This window comes from Amycolatopsis sp. PSD-21 (genome assembly GCF_055561455.1).
The window spans coordinates 5,534,305-5,551,171 of record NZ_CM145712.1; the positions used below are offsets into that span (position 1 = coordinate 5,534,305).

The 16,867-nt window shown below is 71.4% G+C and carries 9 protein-coding genes; 2 read left to right on the forward strand and 7 right to left on the reverse strand.

Translation table 11 applies throughout. The annotated features are described in order from the left end of the window. Nucleotides 1-236: 236 nt before the first annotated feature. The 5 genes from ACZ1DY_RS25920 to ACZ1DY_RS25940 are packed head-to-tail and all read right to left on the reverse strand — an operon-like array spanning nucleotide 237 to nucleotide 12,774. The gene (locus tag ACZ1DY_RS25920; protein WP_465481148.1) at nucleotides 237-1,367 is read right to left on the reverse strand and encodes a glycosyltransferase; all 1,131 of its coding nucleotides are present in this window, start codon (nucleotides 1,365-1,367) and stop codon (nucleotides 237-239) included. Continuing rightward, a complete protein-coding gene (locus ACZ1DY_RS25925) occupies nucleotides 1,364-2,149 on the reverse strand; it encodes an alpha/beta fold hydrolase (protein WP_465481149.1) in 786 nt (261 codons plus the stop codon). The genes ACZ1DY_RS25920 and ACZ1DY_RS25925 overlap by 4 nt, the downstream gene beginning before the upstream one ends. Before the next feature lie 4 nt (nucleotides 2,150-2,153). Then, a complete protein-coding gene (locus tag ACZ1DY_RS25930) occupies nucleotides 2,154-2,453 on the reverse strand; it encodes a phosphopantetheine-binding protein (RefSeq protein ID WP_126734326.1) in 300 nt (99 codons plus the stop codon). A 17-nt stretch (nucleotides 2,454-2,470) separates the two neighbouring features. Continuing rightward, complete coding sequence (locus ACZ1DY_RS25935; RefSeq protein ID WP_465485709.1) at nucleotides 2,471-6,493, reverse strand: beta-ketoacyl synthase N-terminal-like domain-containing protein; 4,023 nt, start codon at nucleotides 6,491-6,493, stop codon at nucleotides 2,471-2,473. Next, on the reverse strand, nucleotides 6,490-12,774 hold the full coding sequence (locus tag ACZ1DY_RS25940; RefSeq protein ID WP_465481150.1) for an SDR family NAD(P)-dependent oxidoreductase: 6,285 nt from the start codon (nucleotides 12,772-12,774) through the stop codon (nucleotides 6,490-6,492). The genes ACZ1DY_RS25935 and ACZ1DY_RS25940 overlap by 4 nt, the downstream gene beginning before the upstream one ends. 302 nt (nucleotides 12,775-13,076) lie before the next feature. Between ACZ1DY_RS25940 and ACZ1DY_RS25945 the strand changes: the two genes are divergently transcribed. Then, the gene (locus ACZ1DY_RS25945) at nucleotides 13,077-13,877 is read left to right on the forward strand and encodes an SDR family oxidoreductase (protein WP_465481151.1); all 801 of its coding nucleotides are present in this window, start codon (nucleotides 13,077-13,079) and stop codon (nucleotides 13,875-13,877) included. Between the two features lie 2 nt (nucleotides 13,878-13,879). Then, nucleotides 13,880-14,845: an aldo/keto reductase gene (locus ACZ1DY_RS25950; RefSeq protein ID WP_465481152.1), complete on the forward strand. Its 966-nt coding sequence runs from the start codon at nucleotides 13,880-13,882 to the stop codon at nucleotides 14,843-14,845. A 144-nt stretch (nucleotides 14,846-14,989) separates the two neighbouring features. Here the strand turns inward: ACZ1DY_RS25950 and ACZ1DY_RS25955 are convergent, their stop codons facing one another. Both ACZ1DY_RS25955 and ACZ1DY_RS25960 read right to left on the reverse strand, forming a co-directional pair. Continuing rightward, nucleotides 14,990-15,454: a TetR/AcrR family transcriptional regulator gene (locus tag ACZ1DY_RS25955; RefSeq protein ID WP_465481153.1), complete on the reverse strand. Its 465-nt coding sequence runs from the start codon at nucleotides 15,452-15,454 to the stop codon at nucleotides 14,990-14,992. Between the two features lie 92 nt (nucleotides 15,455-15,546). Next, complete coding sequence (locus ACZ1DY_RS25960; protein WP_465481154.1) at nucleotides 15,547-16,752, reverse strand: MFS transporter; 1,206 nt, start codon at nucleotides 16,750-16,752, stop codon at nucleotides 15,547-15,549. Between the last annotated feature and the right edge of the window lie 115 nt (nucleotides 16,753-16,867).

Consider the following 16,867-nt stretch of genomic DNA (forward strand, 5'->3'; position numbering starts at 1 on the left):
GGGTCAAGGCGCATGTCGCGAAAGCCACTTTCGCGACGTGTGATGTCTCGAAAGTGGCTTTCGAGACATCACACGAGCGGACGGCCGGGGCGACCGGACCGGGGTGGCCGTGAAGGCCTCCTTGCCTACCCTGAAGGTAGTGAAGGAGGCCTTCACGGACAGTCGGTAGTACATGAAGGACCCCTTCCTTGCGCTAGACGCAAGGAAGGGGTCCTTCATGTACTTACGGCGAAACCTCAGCGCGCCAGGGACTCCAGGTGGTCCGCGGCCGCCACGACTCCCCCGGCCGCCGCGAACGAAGCCCGCACCCGCGCGGCCGCGGTGGCGTAGGCGGGGTCGGTCAGCACCTGGGTGACCGTGTCGCGGATGTCGGGTGCCTTCACCCGGTCGAAGCGCAGCCGCAACCCGGCACCGGCGGCCTCGACCTGCTGGGCCAGCATCGACTGGTCGTCCCGGATCGGCGCGATCACCAGCGGCAGCCCCGAAGCGAGGGTCTCGCTGACGGTGTTGTGCCCGCCGTGGCAGATCACCGCCGCCGCCTTCCGCACCACTTCCGCCTGCGGGATCCGCTTGACCACCAGCACTTCGTCGCTGAGCAGCTCGCCGGTCGGGTCGACGACGAGGCCCTGGACCTCCGGCATCCCGGCGAGGGCGTCGACGCATTCGGACAGGAAACGGCGGCCGAGAGCGGCGTTGGCGGTGCCGAGGGTGGCGAGGACGAGCGGTCGGCCGTCGAGCCGGTCCCACGAGAAACCCACCGGGGGCGCGGGGGCCAGCGCCGGGCCGACGAACCGGACCGTGCCCACGTCGGCGATCGGGCCGGTCAGGGACACGGTGGTGAAGGCCAGGATGAGCTCCGGCGAGAACCGCAGGTCCCCGCAGGACACCTTGTGCCGCGCGCGCAGGTCTTCCTGCAGTCCGTCGACCCAGGCGGCGATCTTCGGCATGGCGCCCAGCGGATTCCCGAGTTCGGTGGACGTCGACGCCGACGTCACCCACGGCAGTCCGCGACGGCTCGCCACGAGGGCGCCGGCGAACGCCTGCTGGTCGGCGAGGACGACGTCCGGCCGGAACTCTGCCACCGCCTTCTCGACGCCTGGCACCATCGCGTCCGCGAGCGGAACCAGATACCGCTCCCACAGGTATTTCAGCGCCGCGAACCCGCGCAGCCCCTCGGGACGACGTTCGACGGCGAACTCCAGCGCGTCCCCGGCCGCGTAGACCCGGCCAGCCCGGGTGAGCTCGGACGTCGTGGGTTCCGGGCCACACCAGGCGACGTCGTGGCCGCGCCCCACCAGCTCGGTGGCCACCGCGCGCAGCGGCGCCACGTGCCCGGTGAGCGGCGGGACGACCAGCAGGAACCTCATCCGCGTGGCCTCCCGTGCCGCGAGATCCAGTTCAGCAGCAGCTCCCGGACCTCCCGGTGCTGCTCGACCAGCACCGAATGGCCCTGCCCCTCGAACACGTGCAGTTCGCCGCGGGGCAGCACCGAGGTCAACGCGGTGAGATCGTCGGCCTGATAGCCGTGACTGCCCAAAATGGACAGTACGGGGCAGTCGATCCCGGCCACCTGGTCGAGGGTCAGCAAGGGACCGAGCGGGACTTCTTCGGCCATCGACGTGGACATGATCCGCTCGGCCGCCATCCGCGCCAGCCGCCGGTGATGCGCGCTGTAGTTGGCCTCGATCCAGTCGAAACTCTCCTCGACCTTCAAGAAGCGCACGGTGTGTTCGAGGATCTGCGCCATCTTGCCCGCCCACAGTTCGGTGGCGGGCTCCGATTCGATGCACACGATGCTGCGCACCCGCTCCGGTTTCGCCACGGCGTAGCTGTAGGCGAGGGTGCCGCCGAAACTGTTGCCCACCAGGTGAACGGGCCGGTCGAGATCGAGCTGGTCGAGCAGGTCGTCGAGGTCGGCGACGAAGTCCCCGATGGTGTACCCGCGCTCGGGGCGTTCGGTCTTGCCGTGCCCGCGCAGGTCGTAGCTGATCACGTCCACCCCGGCGGCGGCGACCGGCGGAGCGAGCGTGAGGTAGAAACTCGCTAGGCTGTCGGTACCCATGCCGTGCAGGAACACCACGGTCTCCGTGCCCCCGCCGGGGACGAGCTGCACGTTGGTGCGCAGCCCGTTGACGGTCATCGTCGGCATCGCCTCACCCCCGTTCACCGAGGCGGGCGGCCACGTAGTCGGCGATGTCGCCGACGCGGAGCCCGATCACGTCGTCGAGGTCCTTCTCCGCCAGGAACTCCGCGAGGTTGACGTCCTCGCCGAAGAACTCGGCCAGGATGCTCGCGAAGGTCACCAGATCGATGCTCTCCAGCCCGAGATCCTCGTGGAAGGTGGTCCGCGGGGTGATCTCGATGCCGAGGACGTCGACGTCCCCGACCAGTTCTCGCAGCAACTCCGCCACGGTGCCGAAGACCGACGCCGGGCTCTGCTGTTCGACCGTCATCCTCTTACTCCTTGCTCTCACCCGCGGTTCCAGGCCACCACGTGACCCGGGATCCCGGCGAATTCCGCCCCGATACCGATCTCCTCGGCGAGCCCGGCGAGCTCGCCTTCCGCCCGGATGGCGATCCTGGGCGGCGTCGCGCCCGGTTCACGCACGAGGGCGACCGCGACCTCTCCCGTGGACGCGACGGCCACGTCCAGCGGCGGCACCGTCCGGCCGTGGAGCCCGGTCACCCTGGTCCCGTCGGCGCTCACCCGGAGTTCCGCCGGGTACACGCCGTCCAGGCCGAGTTTCGCGCGGACCGCGTCCTTGATCGCGATCCGTTCCAGCAGCCAGCCGCGCTGCCGACGGGGCGCGCAGGCCGCGAACTCGGCACGTTCCTCCGCGCCGAGGTGGATGCCGGCGTAGATGTCCCGCGCGGCCGGGCTCGACCACCGGTCGGTGACCAGCGTCCAGCCGCCGTGGTGGTCCTCGGAAAGCCGGTTCCGGTCCGGGAAGGCGTACACGCGGTGGGCGGGCCGGTCGCACGGGAACCGGATGTCCCGCCACTGCTCGATCCTGGCCAGCACGGCGCCGTCCAGCACGAGTTCCGCGTCCATCTCCAGCACGTCCGGCCGCGGCAGCCGGACCCGCGCCACGCACCGCAGCCGGGTGCCCGGCGGCGGTTCCGGCGCGTACCAGGTGATCCGGCCCATCGACGTCGGGAACGCCAGCAGCGCGTCCGCCTTCGTGGCCATCAGCCAGCAGCCCAGCAGCTGGCCGACGTTGTCCAGCAGCGCGCCGGGTGCCGACGGCACGACGAGGTCGCCGCGGATATGCCGTTCGCCGAGCCCGATGAGCTTGTCGAGCCCTTGGTACGCGGGGCCGTGGAACATCTCGCGGCGGGTGTAGATCTCGGCGGCGGTCAGCGGCGGGGCGGTTTCCGGCCCCGGTGGCGGGGACGGCCGGGGAGCCGTCGGATACCGCTGCGCCAGATGGACGTCCATACTGGCGTGCGGTCCTATTTGGACACTGATCCGGTCGCCCTCTCGGGTCATCGAAACCGGCACGCGCACGGCGGGGGCGGCGATCAGCCACCGGGAGAACGCCGCGTTGCTCACCCCGGTCGCGACCGTGCCCGGCCAGGCGCGCTCCGCTTCCCGGCAGGCCAGGTCGACCAGCGTCGTCGCCGGGACGGTGGGACGGAAGTCGGCTTCGTCCGGCCAGCCCTCGCGCTGGCGGAAGAACCGGTGATCCACCAGATACGGCATCGTCGCCAGCGACACGTCCACAGTGGACTCGAAGGTGCGCCGCGCGGCCGCGTTGGCGACACTCGCGGCGGCCTCCCTGGTCTCCGCGAGCAGCGCGGTGAACTCCGCGACGATCGCGTCTGGGATCCCGTCGGCCAGCTCGGGAACCGCGCCGTCGAACATGCCCTTGACGTCGCCCTCGACCGAGAGCAGCGTGCCCGCGGTGTCGATGCGGGTGCGGCGCGGCTCCAGTGCCTCGAACGCGGGCCGCCCGCCTTCCACCCACAAGGCGGTGGCGACCCTGCGCAGCTGCGCGAGGCCGGGCCTCGTACCGGACGACGCCGGGATGACCAGATGCGGCTTCGAGCCCAGCGTGTCCGACACGAACGAGCCGAGCTGTCCGGCGCCCGCCTGCACGAAGACCCGCGCGCCGTCGGCGTAGAGCGCGTCGACGAGTTCCCGGAACCGGACCTTGCGCACCAGGTGCGCCAGGTACAGCTCGCGGACCTCGACCGGATCCGCGGGATACGGCCGCGCCGTGGTCGCCGACCAGACGGGCACCCGCGGCGGTTTCAGCTCCAGTTCAGCCGCGAGCCGGGTGAACGGACCGAGCCGGGACCGCATCAGCGGAGTGTGGAAACCGGACCGGAACGGCAGTGTCCTGGCGACGACGCCGTGCTGCGTGCACAGTTTGGCGAGCCGGGCCGCGGCGGCCGGATCCCCGCAGACGATCGTCTGCCGCGGCGCGTTCTCGTGCGAGATCATCAGCTCCGGTTCGGCCGCGAGCAGCGACTCGGCGCGTTCCGCGGAGCAGCCGAGTACGAGGAATTCGGCGTCCGGGAGCGTGAATCCCTGCGGCCAGTACCGCTCCAGCATGTCCTCTGTGGACATTCCTGGGTACATTCCGGCCGCCTGCATCGCGGTCCATTCGCCGACGCTGTGCCCCGCGAGCAGATCCGGTTTGATGGCCAGCCGCCTCAGCGCGGCGTCGAGCAGCAACCCGACCTGGGACACGCTCGAAGCGCGCGAAAGCACGCTCGTCGTCGACCACTCCGGCCGGTCCAGGCCGAAGTGTCTGGCGACGTCGGCACACCGCGGTTCCGCGTCCGCCTCCAGCCCCGGGTAGACGAACGCGGTCTTCGCCCCGGGCTGCTCCAGCAAGGGCGCTGTCGTGCACCAGATGTCGTTGGGTCCGCGCCAGGACCCGCCCTCGGCCGCGACCTTGGCGAGCACCCTCCGCGCGACTTCGAGTCGTTTCCCGTCGGGCCGCACGATCCCGATCCGGCACGGGCCGTCCCCACCGGACTCCAGGTCCGGCCGGTCGAGCAGGACGCGCAGCTCCCCGGGAGAGGGCGCCGCGAGCAGCAGGACACGCTCGGGTTCCGCGGTCACCGTGGCCCGGCGTGGCCGCGCGGGCGCCGGATCGGCCTCCTCCAGCACCACGTGCGCGTTGACGCCGCCGAAACCGAAGGCGTTGACCGCCGCCCGGCGCGGGACGTCTCCCGAACGCCAGTGCTCGGCGGTGGTCAGGGTACGGAATCGCGTCTTGTCCAGCAGGGGGCTCGGATCGGCGCAGTTCATGGTCGGCGGCAGGATCGCGTGGTGCAGGGCGAGCGCCGCCTTGACCAGCCCGGCGGCCCCGGCGGTCGGCATGGTGTGGCCGATCATCGCCTTCACCGCGCCGATCGCGGCGCGGGGGCCGTCCGGTGGGCCGAACACCTCGGCGAGGGTGGCCAGTTCGGCCGCGTCCCCGGCGGGCGTCGCGGTGCCGTGCGCTTCCAGCAGGCCGAGCGAGCCGGGCGCGGCGGGATCAAGACCCGCCGACGCCCAGGCGCGGCGCAGCGCCAGCGTCTGACCGGCGACGGCCGGGCTGAGCAGGCTCGCGCCCTTTCCGTCGCTCGACGTCCCCGAACCGCGCAGCACCGCGTAGACCCGGTCGCCGTCGCGGCGCGCGTCGTAGAACCGCTTCAGCACGACGATCGCGGTGCCTTCGCCGATCAGCAGCCCGTCCGCGTCCCGCGAGAACGGGCTGATCCGCTGGCTCGGCGAGAGCGCGCCGAGCTGGGTGAACATCGACCAGAGCGTGTCGTCGTGGCAGTGGTGCACGCCGCCGGCCAGCACGACGTCGCAGCGGCGGCGGGCGAGTTCACCGATCGCCTGGTCCACGGCGAGCAGCGACGACGCGCAGGCCGCGTCCACCGTGTACGCGGGGCCGCCGAAGTCCAGGCGGTTGGCGACCCGTGACGCGGCGAGGTTCGGCACCAGCCCGATCGCCGTGTCGGGCCGGAACTCGCCGAGCGGCTCCAACAGCGCTTCGCGGAGCCTGTCGAGCATCTCCGGACGCGCCGACGGCAGGAGCTCCCGGACGGCGCCGGTGATCTGGCGGACCGACCGGACCCGCTGATCGAACCGCTGGAGGCCGGGCGAGAGATAGCCGCCCCTGCCGAGGATCACGCCCACGCGTTCGAGGTCCCCGAGCCGTCGCAGGCCACCGGCGTCGTCGACCGCGGAGGCCGCCACGGCCAGCGCGACCAGCTGGTCCGGCTCCATCCCGGCGACGGTGCTGGGCGCGATACCCAGTGCGGTCGCGTCGAAGTCCAGGCTGTCGGCGACGAACCCGCCGCGCCTGCCGTAGGTGCGGTCCGGGGTGCGGCCGTCGCCGTCGTGGAAACTCGGGTCCCAGCGGTGCGGCGGGATCTCGGTGATCGCGTCGGTACCGGAGACGATGTTCTGCCAGTATTCGTCCACAGTGGACGAGCCGGGAAGGAGGACGCCCATCCCGACGATCGCGACCGGCTCCTGATTGTTCACCACAGCGACGCCGTGTACAGCACCGAGCGGACGTCGGCCGGACCGTAGGCCAGCTCGCGCAGGAGCGCGGCGGTGCCTTCGTCCGGGTCGATCAGGGCCACCTCGCGGCGTTCGTACTCGCGCGCCAGCTCGGGCGAGACCATGCCCGCGTGGTCGTCCGAGGGCGCCCACGGTCCCCAGTGGACGGTCAGTGCCCGGCAGCCGGTGCGTTCCGCCCACTGCTCGCCAAGGCTTTCGAGCGCGTCGTTCGCCGCCGCGTAGTCGGTCTGGCCCCGGTTTCCCAGCACCGCGGCGATGCTGCCGAAGAAGGTGACGAACCCGGGCCGCACACCGAAATGCTCCAGCGCGTCGAGCAACGCCCGCGCACCGTCCACTTTGGTCCCGTAGACCGTGCGGAACGAGTGTTCGTCCTTGTCGGCCATCAGCTTGTCGTCGATCACCCCGGCCGCGTGGACGACGCCGTCGATCCGGCCGTAGCGGGTGTGCAGATCCTTGACCACCTGCCGGACGGCGGCGGCGTCGCGCACGTCGAGCGACCGGTACGCGGCGACACCGCCCGCCGCGCGGATCTGGTCGAGCGTCCGCGCGATCTCGCGCTGGGCCAGCACGGTGCGCACCCGGCGTTCGATATCCGCCACCGAACCCCCGCGAGCGGCCAAGGCCGAGCGCATACCCGGCGCGTCACCCGGAAGGTCCTCGTCGCCGGGTTCGGCCGGCCACGGCGTGCGGCCTGCCAGTTCGATCCGGCAGCCGCTCGCCGCCAGCGCGACCGCCGCCCGCGCGGTGATCCCGCGGGCGCCGCCGATCAGCAACAGCACCGAATCCGCGTCGAGGCCGAGCGCCTTGACCTCTCCCCCGCCGGGACCGGCCCCCGCGTACGCGATCGAACCGAGCGAGCCCGCGGCAGGCTCGAACGCCGCACGCCCCGCCGTGTCGTAGCGAACGGCCACCGGACCGTCGGCGATCACCTCTTCCAGCACGATCCGTGCGAGATCCACGGTGGACTCCAGCTCGACCAGCCTGGTGGGCTCGGTCCGCTCCCGCGCCGCCGCGCGAACGAGGCCGCGCAGTCCGGCGGTGTGGGCGGCGCCCGGCCTCGCCATCACGACCACCGCGCCCTTGGCGCTCTTGAGCAGGCCGAACACCTGCGCCGCGACGGGTTCCTCGGCGTCCGACAACGGATTCAGCACGACGACGACGTCGGCCTCGTCCCGTTCCCCCGGCAGGGCGCCCGCTTCCGTGAACACCGCGCGGACCGACTCGGCCAGCCCCTCCTGGCCGGGCTCGAAGGTCACCGAGACCGTCTTGCCCACCACCTTGCCGAGATCGGGGGTGCCGAGGGGCGCGGACACGCGGTCCAGCAGATACCGGCCGGGGGCGGATCCGGCAGGTGTCCCGGCGGGAGCCGGTGTCACGGCGGCCGGTTCGAGCCACTTCCGCAGCCGTGCGGCCAGCGCGCTCGCCGTCCGGTCCCGGCTGAGCTGGTCCTGGGCGTCGTCGTGCACCCGGCCGGTGAGGCCGAGCTTCGCGAGCAGCGAGCCCGCGATCTCGGTGCGTTTGATCGAGTCGATGGAGAGATCCGCTTCCAGATCGAGATCGGCGTCGATCATCTCGGCCGGATAGCCGGTGCGTTCGCTGATCGCGCCGATCACGGTGGCCAGGACGTCCGTGACCGCGGCTTCCTTGGCCGGTTCCGGCTCGGGCACGACGACCGGAGCCTCGACCGGCGGCAGCAGCGCGGGAACGACCGGCGCCTGCACCGGAGCGGGGGCGAGTGGCGCGGTGCCGAGGTACCCCAGCATCACGTCCCGTTGCGCCGCCAGCATTTCACGGCTGGTACGGAGGAATTCGACGACGGCCTGGTCACGTCCGGGCGCGGGCTGGTTCATGGTCGTCCTCGGGATTCGTCGGGCGGGCACGAGCCCATGGGCGGGGACCTCGCCGCCGGGTGCGCGGACGGTCTGGCCGTCCACGGTCCAGGCGGGCTTAGGGAGCGGGCCGACACGGACCCGGCCGCGGAAGAGTCGTTCGGTGCGCACGTCGACACCGGTGACAGCCAGGCGCGCGAGCGCGGTGAGGAACCCGCGCAGCCCCGGCCCGCCGGGATCGCACGCGATCACGGTGTGCGGCCGGTCACCGAGGATGTCCTTGACCAGCCGGGACAGCACCTGACCGGGGCCCGCCTCGACAAACGTGCGCGCCCCCGCCGCGTACATGTCCTCGATCAGTTCGACGAAGCGCACCGGCGAGCCGATCTGTGCCGCGAGTTCGGCTCGGACCGCACCTGCCTCGTACGGCCGGGCAGTGCGGTTCGACCACACCGGCGGGCCTGGCTCGCCGATCTCGGCGTTGTCGAGATCGACGGCGAAGACGTCGCTCGCCCCGGCCACCAGCGGACTGTGGAAGGCGCAGGCGACCGGGATCCGCTTCGCGCCGATCCCCTGGCCCCGCAGTTCGCGGACCGCCTCCTCGATGGCGGCCGTCGGTCCGGAAAGGACGGTCTGCCCCGGCGCGTTGTGGTTGGCCAGTACGACGTCCGGGTGATCGAGGGCGGCGGCCAGTTCGTCACGCGAAGCCTTCACCGCGGCCATCGCGCCGGGATCCGCGCCCGCGACTTCGGCGATCGAACGGGCCCTGGCCCGGCTGAGCGCCACCAGGGTCGGCGTGTCGAACGCGCCCGCGACCGACAGCGCGGTCAGTTCGCCGTAACTGTGCCCGGCCAGCAGATCCGGCCGGACGCCGAGGTCGGCGAGCAACCGGCAGACGGCCGACTCGACGAGCCCGAGCGCGGGCTGCGCGACGCGCGTGTCCTTGAGCGCTTCCTCCTGTGCGACACGGGCGTCTTCGGTGAACGCGCGCGGCGGGAACGCCGCCGCGGCGACGTCGGGGGCGAGCCGCAGGACGTCGGCCAGTTCGGGGAAGTGCACGAACAGGTCCGCCAGCATTCCCGTCCGCTGGCTGCCCTGGCCGGGGAACAGGAACGCGATCGCACCGGCTTCGGTGCCGTCCGCGACGATTCCGCCGCCCTCGGCGGCCTCATGCAGTTCCGCGACGTCACTCGCGACGACCGCGAGCCGGACCGGCTCGGATCCCCGTTCGGCGGCGAGAGCCGCGATTTCCCGCAGCGGACGTCCTTCGTTGGCCGCCAGCAGATCCCGCAGGGACGCGCGGGCGGCGTCCACGTCGGTGCCGCGGAGCAGGACCAGCTCGGCATCCCAGTCACGTGGGCCGTGCCGCCGTCCCGGTGGGACTCCCGGCGCGGCGAGCACGGCGTGGAAATTGGTCCCACCGAACCCGAACGCGCTCACGCCGGCGAACTCGCGTCCGCGCGGAACCGGCGTCGGCCGGGCGCCGGTGGAGAAAGTGAAGGGACTGCGCTCGGCGTCCCAAGCGGGGTTCGGCCTGCTCAGGTGCAGCGTGGGCGGCACGACCTCGTGCCACAGCGCCAGCGCCGCCTTCATCAGGCCCGCCAGCCCCGCGGCGCATTTCGTGTGCCCGATCTGGCTCTTCACCGAGCCCAGCGCGCACGTGCCCGGTTCGGCGCCCGCGGCGAGGAAGAACTCGGTGAGCGTGGTCAGTTCGGTGGCGTCGCCGACGACCGTGCCCGTGCCGTGCGCCTCGACCAGCGAGACGTCCGCCGGGGACACGCCGGCGTCGCTGTACGCGCGGGCGAGGGCTCGCCGCTGCCCCTCGGGACGCGGCGCGGTGAGGCCGAGCGCCTTGCCGTCGCTGGCGGCGCCGACACCCTTGACCACGGCGTACACGCGGTCGCCGTCGCGTTCGGCGTCGGACCGCCGCTTGAGTACGAGACACGCGACGCCCTCGCCGAGCGCGATCCCGTCCGCCGACGCGTCGAAAGGTCGGCATCGGCCGGTCGGCGACAGGGCGCCCGCCGAGGTGAACATGAGGTAGTCGTTGACGCCGTTGTGCAGATCGACCGCTCCGCACAGGACCATCGAACTCGTCCCCGCCCGCAGTTCCTTCACCGCGAGATCCAGCGCGGCCAGCGAGGAACCGCACGCGGCGTCGACGGTGTAGTTGGCGCCCCCGAGGTCGAGACGGTTGGCGATCCGGCCGGAGATCACGTTGGCGAGCGTGCCGGGGAACGAGTCCTCGGTCAGTTCCGGCAGCTGGGCGAGAAGTTCCTCCGGGACGTCTTCGAGGTAGCTAGGGAGCAGCGCGCGCAGAACTCCGGCGTTCGCCAGGTCTCCCCCGGCTTCGGCACCGAAGATGACGCTGGTGCGCTCGCGGTCGAAGCCGCCTTCGCCGTAACCGGCGTCTTCGAGAGCGCGGCGCGCGGTCTGCAGGGAGACCAGCTGTGCCGGATCGATGCTGCCCATCGATTTGGGCGGGATGCCGTAGGCGAGCGGGTCGAAGTCCACCGGGGGAAGGAATCCGCCCCATTTCGACGTCGACTGGTCCGCGTAGACGTCGGTGTCCCAGCGCTGGTCCGGCACCTCGGTGACGGCGTCCGCACCGCGCAGGACGTTGGACCAGAAGGCCGGGAGGTCGGGCGCCCCGGGGAACACACAGGCCATCCCGATGATCGCGATGTCACCGTCCACAACGGACTCTTCGGCGGGAGCGCGGGCGGCGAGCAGTTCCTCTGCGCCTTGGGTGACTTCCCGGTGCAGGGCGGCGATGTCGGTGCGGTCCTCGCGCAAGACGGTCACCTGGCCCGCCATGTACATTCCCTCCGCGAGCTGGCCGAGTGGGTCGACCTCGACGAGCGCGTCGCCATCCCGCCGGATGCCCTTGCTCGCGATCCGCAGCCGCCCGGTGTTGAGCTCCTCCAGCCGCTGCCAGGCCTCTTGCGGCGGGACGCCGTCCGCGCGGAGCCCGGCCTTCAGCGCGGCGAACTCGTCGGTGTACGGGCTGGGCAGGCATCGGGTCAGGTGCCCGGGCGCGGTCTCCAGGGTGACCGTGGACCCGGCGTCGAGCACGCGGTCCTGGAAGGTCCCGGTGATGGCGCCGTGGGTCACGGCCTCTTCGGTGAACAGGTACGCGGTGCCCATCAGGACGCCGACGCCCGTGAGCGGCGCAGCCAACGCCGACACCATCGCGGCGGACCGGGCGTCGTGGATGCCGCCCGCGAACAGGACCTCGACGTCATCGGCGCCGTGTTCGCGCAGGACGTCCAGCTGCTGTTCCCACAGCACGAAGCTCGACCGGGGGCCGATATGCCCCCCGCATTCGGCGCCCTCGAAGACGAACCGGCGGACCCCGGCGTCGAGGAACTGCCGCAGGAGGATCGGTGACGGCACGTGGAGGAAGGTCGCGATGCAGTCGGCCTCCAGTGACTTGGCCTGCGCCGGTTTCCCGCCCGCGATCAGCACGCAGCGTGGGCGCGCCGCGCGGATCGCCGCGAGCTGTTCGGCGCGCAGGGCCTCCGGGACGAAGCCGAGGATGCCCGCTCCCCAAGGTCGTTCGCCGAGCGCTTCGGCGGTGCGGCCGAGCAGTTCGGCGGTCTTCGCGCCGTTCGCGGTGGCGACCGCGACGAACGGGAAGCCGTCGTTCGCGGCCACGGCGGCGGCGAATCCGGGCTGGTCGCTCACCCTCGTCATCGGGCCCTGCACGACCGGCAGCCGGGTCCCCAACGTGCGGCACAGCCGTTCGCCTTGGTCCGCGGGGATCGCCGCCGGCATCGCGAGCGACCGCACGACCGAGCGGACAGCGCTTTCCGCGTCCTCGAAGCGATTCGCGAGCATCGCGCTGAGCCCGTCGTCGGCCCTGGCCAGCTCGACGCGGTCCGCCTCGGGCACGTCGGCCTCGGGGAACAGGCCGAGCCCGTCGAGCACCACGCCCGCCGCGCCGCCGGCGATCGCGGCGGCCGCCGTCCTCGGTCCGATGCCCCCGTACGCCCACACCGGGACGCCCTCACCGAACCGCTCCAGCAACCGCTGCAACAGGACGAACGTGGTGAGATCCGAACCGCCCGCTTCGGCTCCCTTCGCCACCAGACCGGAGGCGCCGGCGTCGAGCATCCGGACGGCCTGCTCGACACCGGTCACCTCGGCCAGCACGGGGAGGCCGGCCCTGCCCCGCCAGACCGCCCCCTCGGCCAGCAGCACGAGCCCCGCGCCGCTTTCCCGCACCTCTTCCTCCCGCACGTGGCGGCCCGAGGGGATCCGCACGCCGAACGGGCACCCTCCGTCCACTATGGACCCGATCGGCACGATCCCGAGACCGCCACCCCTGGCGACGGCGGCCGCCAGCCCCGGATCGGGACGTCCGAGCGGATTGACGCCGAGTACCCGCGTGCGCGCCGTCGCATGACTCACCGGCGGACCTCCTGTTCGGCTGGGCTGGTCGAACCTCGCCGGGTTCGGCGATCTTTCAGCGGGATTCCCAAGAAATAACCTACTTGCCGCAGAGAGCGCAATAGTCTCGCGCGAAAACTCGGAAAACAAGGGAACGCGTGCTAAAGTCCGGCGCCGGAAACAAATATGTCGACACCCGTGAAACAGGGCTCTGACCTGCACTTTTATCATCCGCGTCGCATATTTTGACAAGGCGTTGCTCACCGGCGTAACAAAACAGAAGAATTGTCACCGAAAGCAGACACGATAACCATGGAGCGCATGTGGAAGTAACAGGACGAGTCGTCGTGCTGACCGGCGCGGCACACGGTATCGGCGCGGCCATGGCCAGGCGGTTCGCCGCCGAGGGCGCCGCCGGGGTGGTCGTCTCCGATCTCGATCTCGAGGGCGCGGAGAAGGTGGTCGCCGAGATCACCGCCGCGGGCGGCGCCGCGATCGCGCGCCACGCCGACGCGTCGTCCAAAGAGGACTTGAAGAAGCTGGTGATCGACGCCCGCTCGGCGTTCGGCGCGGTGGACCTCTTCTGCTCCAACGCCGGCGCCGCGTTCGGGACCGGTGTGCACGCCGCGGACGAACAGTGGACGCGGTCGTGGGCGATCAACGTCATGCAGCACGTGCACGCCGCGCAGGTCGCGCTCCCCGCGATGCTGAGCCGCGGCCACGGCTACCTGCTGATCACGGCGTCGGGCGCGGGTCTGCTGGGCACCCCCGGCGACGCGCCGTATTCGGTGACCAAGCACGCGGCCGTCGGGCTCGCCGAATGGCTGGCCATCACCTACCGTCCGCGCGGGGTGCGGGTCAGCGCGCTGTGCCCGCTCGGCGTGCGGACCGCGCTGCTGGAACCCGGCATCGCGGCCGGGCACCCCGCCGCGCTCGCGATCGCCGCCGCCGCGCCCCTGCTGGAACCGGAGGACGTCGCGGAGTCCGTCGTGCACGGGCTGGCGTCGGAGGAGTTCCTGATCCTGCCGCACGAATCGGTACGGGAGACCTACGCCCGCAAAGCCGCCGGTCTCGACGAATGGATCGACCGCACCATCCTCGAAACCGGCGCGCGGAAGAGGTGACCATGGAGTACCGCAGGCTCGGCGCGAGCGGCTTGTCCGTCAGTGAGATCTCCTACGGCAACTGGCTCACCCACCAGGACGGCGCGGAATGCGTGCAGGCCGCGCTCGACGCGGGTATCACCACCTTCCACACCGCCGCGGCCTGGGACGGCGGCGCCGCCGAGGAGAACCTCGCCGCGGCGCTGAGCCACGCCCGCCGCGACGATCTCGTCCTGTGCACCGGCGTCTTCTGGCCGGAAGGCCCGGGCGTCAACGATGCCGGCCTCAGCCGCAAACACCTGGTCACGTCGCTGCACGGCTCGCTCCGGCGGCTGCGCACCGACTACATCGACGTCTACCAGTTGCTGCGGTTCGACTACCGGACGCCGCTGGAGGAGACGTTCCTCGCGCTGTCGGATCTGGTGCGGCAGGGGAAGATCCTCTACGCGGGCACCGCGGAATGGACGGCGGAACAACTGCTGGAGGCGCGGCCGATCGCCGAGCGGCACGGCGTCCCGCTCATCGCGAACCAGCCGCACTACTCGATGCTGTGGCGGGTCGCCGAAGCCCAGGTGATGCCGGTGTGCGAACGCTCGGGGATCGGGCAGTTCGCGTCGGTCCCCCTCGCTCAAGGCGTGCTGACCGGCAAGTACCGGCCGGGCGAGATCCCGCCGGGCTCACGGGGCGCCACGTCGGCCGAGGCGAGGCCGCTGCTCCTGCCGGACCTCCTCGAACGCGTCGGCATGCTGCGCGGCGTCGCCGACGAGGCCGGGCTGACCATGGCACAGCTGGCGCTCGCGTGGACGTTGCAGCACAACACCGTCGCCTCCGTGGTGACCGGCGCGAGCACCGCCGCCCAGGTGACCGAGAACGCCAAGGCGGCAGGCGTGGTGCTGGACCTCGACGCGCTGACGCGGATCGATCACCTGCTGGGCAGTTTCGTGCAGACGGATCCGCGGCTGACCTGGTCACCACCCGCGACCACCTGAAGTCCGTGAAGGCCTCCTTCACTACCTTCAGGGTAGGGAAGGAGGCCTTCACGGACACTCCATGCCTCCGCCGATGTTGCGAAAGTGGCTTTCGCAACGTTGAAGGTTGCGAAAGTGGCTTTCGCAACGCGCCTCCCTACCCCCTCACGAGGGCAAGGCGGTCCGCAGGATGGCCTCGAAGCGTTCCGCCGTCGGCGGTTCGTCGCGCAGCAATCCCTGCAGCAGCACTCCGTCCACCAGCCCCACCACCATCTCGACCCGCACCGGATCGGCGGTGTAGCGGCGGGCGAAGTCGGCCAGCGCCGCCAACCAGCGATCGGTCGACTCGCGCAGCTTCGGCTCCCTCGCCGCCAAGAGATACAACTCGTACTCCGCCAGCAGATGGGCGGGCTTGGCGACGACTTCGGCCATCAAGGCGGCGAATCCACGCAGCGCGTCCTCGCCACCGTCGGCCTCGGCGGCGAGTGCCCGCATCCGTTCGGAGTCCTCGTCCATGCACTGGGTGAGCGCGGCGGTCAGCAGGTCTCCGATCCCCCGGAAGTGGTACGCGGCCGCTGTCGCGGGCAAACCCGCCTCACGGGCGACCGTGCGGTGACTGACCCCCGACACCCCGTCCCTCGCGACGATGCGCAGCGTGGCCTGGATCAGTTCCCGTTTGCGTTGTTCACCTTTGGCGAGACGGCCGTCGGTGCTCGGCTCGTTCAGCGTGCCGCCTCCTCGCTGATCGCGGTCTTCCTGCTCAGCAGAGGATACGAGAGCAGGGCGATGACGATGGTCAAGCCGCCGGCGGCGACCGCCACGGCGAACCCGCCGTCCGGCCCGAACCTGTCGACGACCTCACCCGACACCGCGGCGCCGAGCGCGACACCGATGCTGAGGCCGGTGATCGCCCACGTCATCCCCTCGGTGAGTTTCTCCGCCGGGACGACCTTCTCGATCATCTCCATCACGACGATCATCGTGGGAGAAAAGAACAATCCGGCAACGAACACCACCGCGCACAGGCTCACGACGCCGTCGACGACCAGCAACGGCAGCACGCTCGCGGCGGTGCCCGCGGTGCCGATCAGCAGCAGCCGAGGCGGTGTCATGGCCGGTTTGAGCGTCCCGAAGACCAGTCCCGAGACCGCGGAGCCCACGGCGTAGACCGAAACGACGACGCCCGCCGCCGACGGCGACCCGACGTGCCGGGCGAACGCCACGCTGACCACGTCGACCGTGCCGACGATGACGCCGCCCGCCATCAGCGTCAGCACCAGCACCCGCACCGCGCCCAGCCGGATCGCCGAACTCCCGGCCGATCCGCTCGGCGGCAGCACGGGCGGTTCCGTCTCGCGTTGCGCGACGAACAGCAGCACTCCGACGGCGAGGAAGACCACGGCGACCAGCGGCCCGGCCTCGGGGAAGACAGTGGTGCACAGCGCTACCGACAGCGCGGGCCCGATGACGAAGGTCAGCTCGTCGACCACCGATTCCAGCGCGAAAGCGGTGTGCAGCCGGGGCGAGCCGCGGTACAGCCCCGACCACCGGGCGCGGACCATCGCCGCCATACTGGGCATGAACCCGGCGAGGATCGCGGACACGTACAGCGTCCAGACCGGTGCCCCGAAGCGTGCGCAGAGCAGGAGCGCGCCGAGCGCCATCACGCTGATCCCCGTGACAGACAACAGGATCCGGCTCTGTCCCCGGCGGTCCACCAGCCTCGACACCTGCGGCCCGAGCAGCGCCATGGACAGCGTGAACGCCGCCGACACCAGACCGGCGAGCCCGTAGTCGCCCCGTGTCTGCGCCAGCATCGTGATGATCCCGATCCCCATCATCGGGACGGGGATTCTGGCGACCAGACCGGCGGCGGAGAAAGCGAGAGAACCCTTCGCGGCGAACAGCTCTCGATACTGGCCTGGCACGGCACACCCCACAAATTGAACGATCGTTACATTTTGAACGGTCGTTTCACTTTATACACGCGGCCGGCCCAGCCCCGCAACGAGTGCTCACCCGCCGTCTTATCACCCGGCCGAC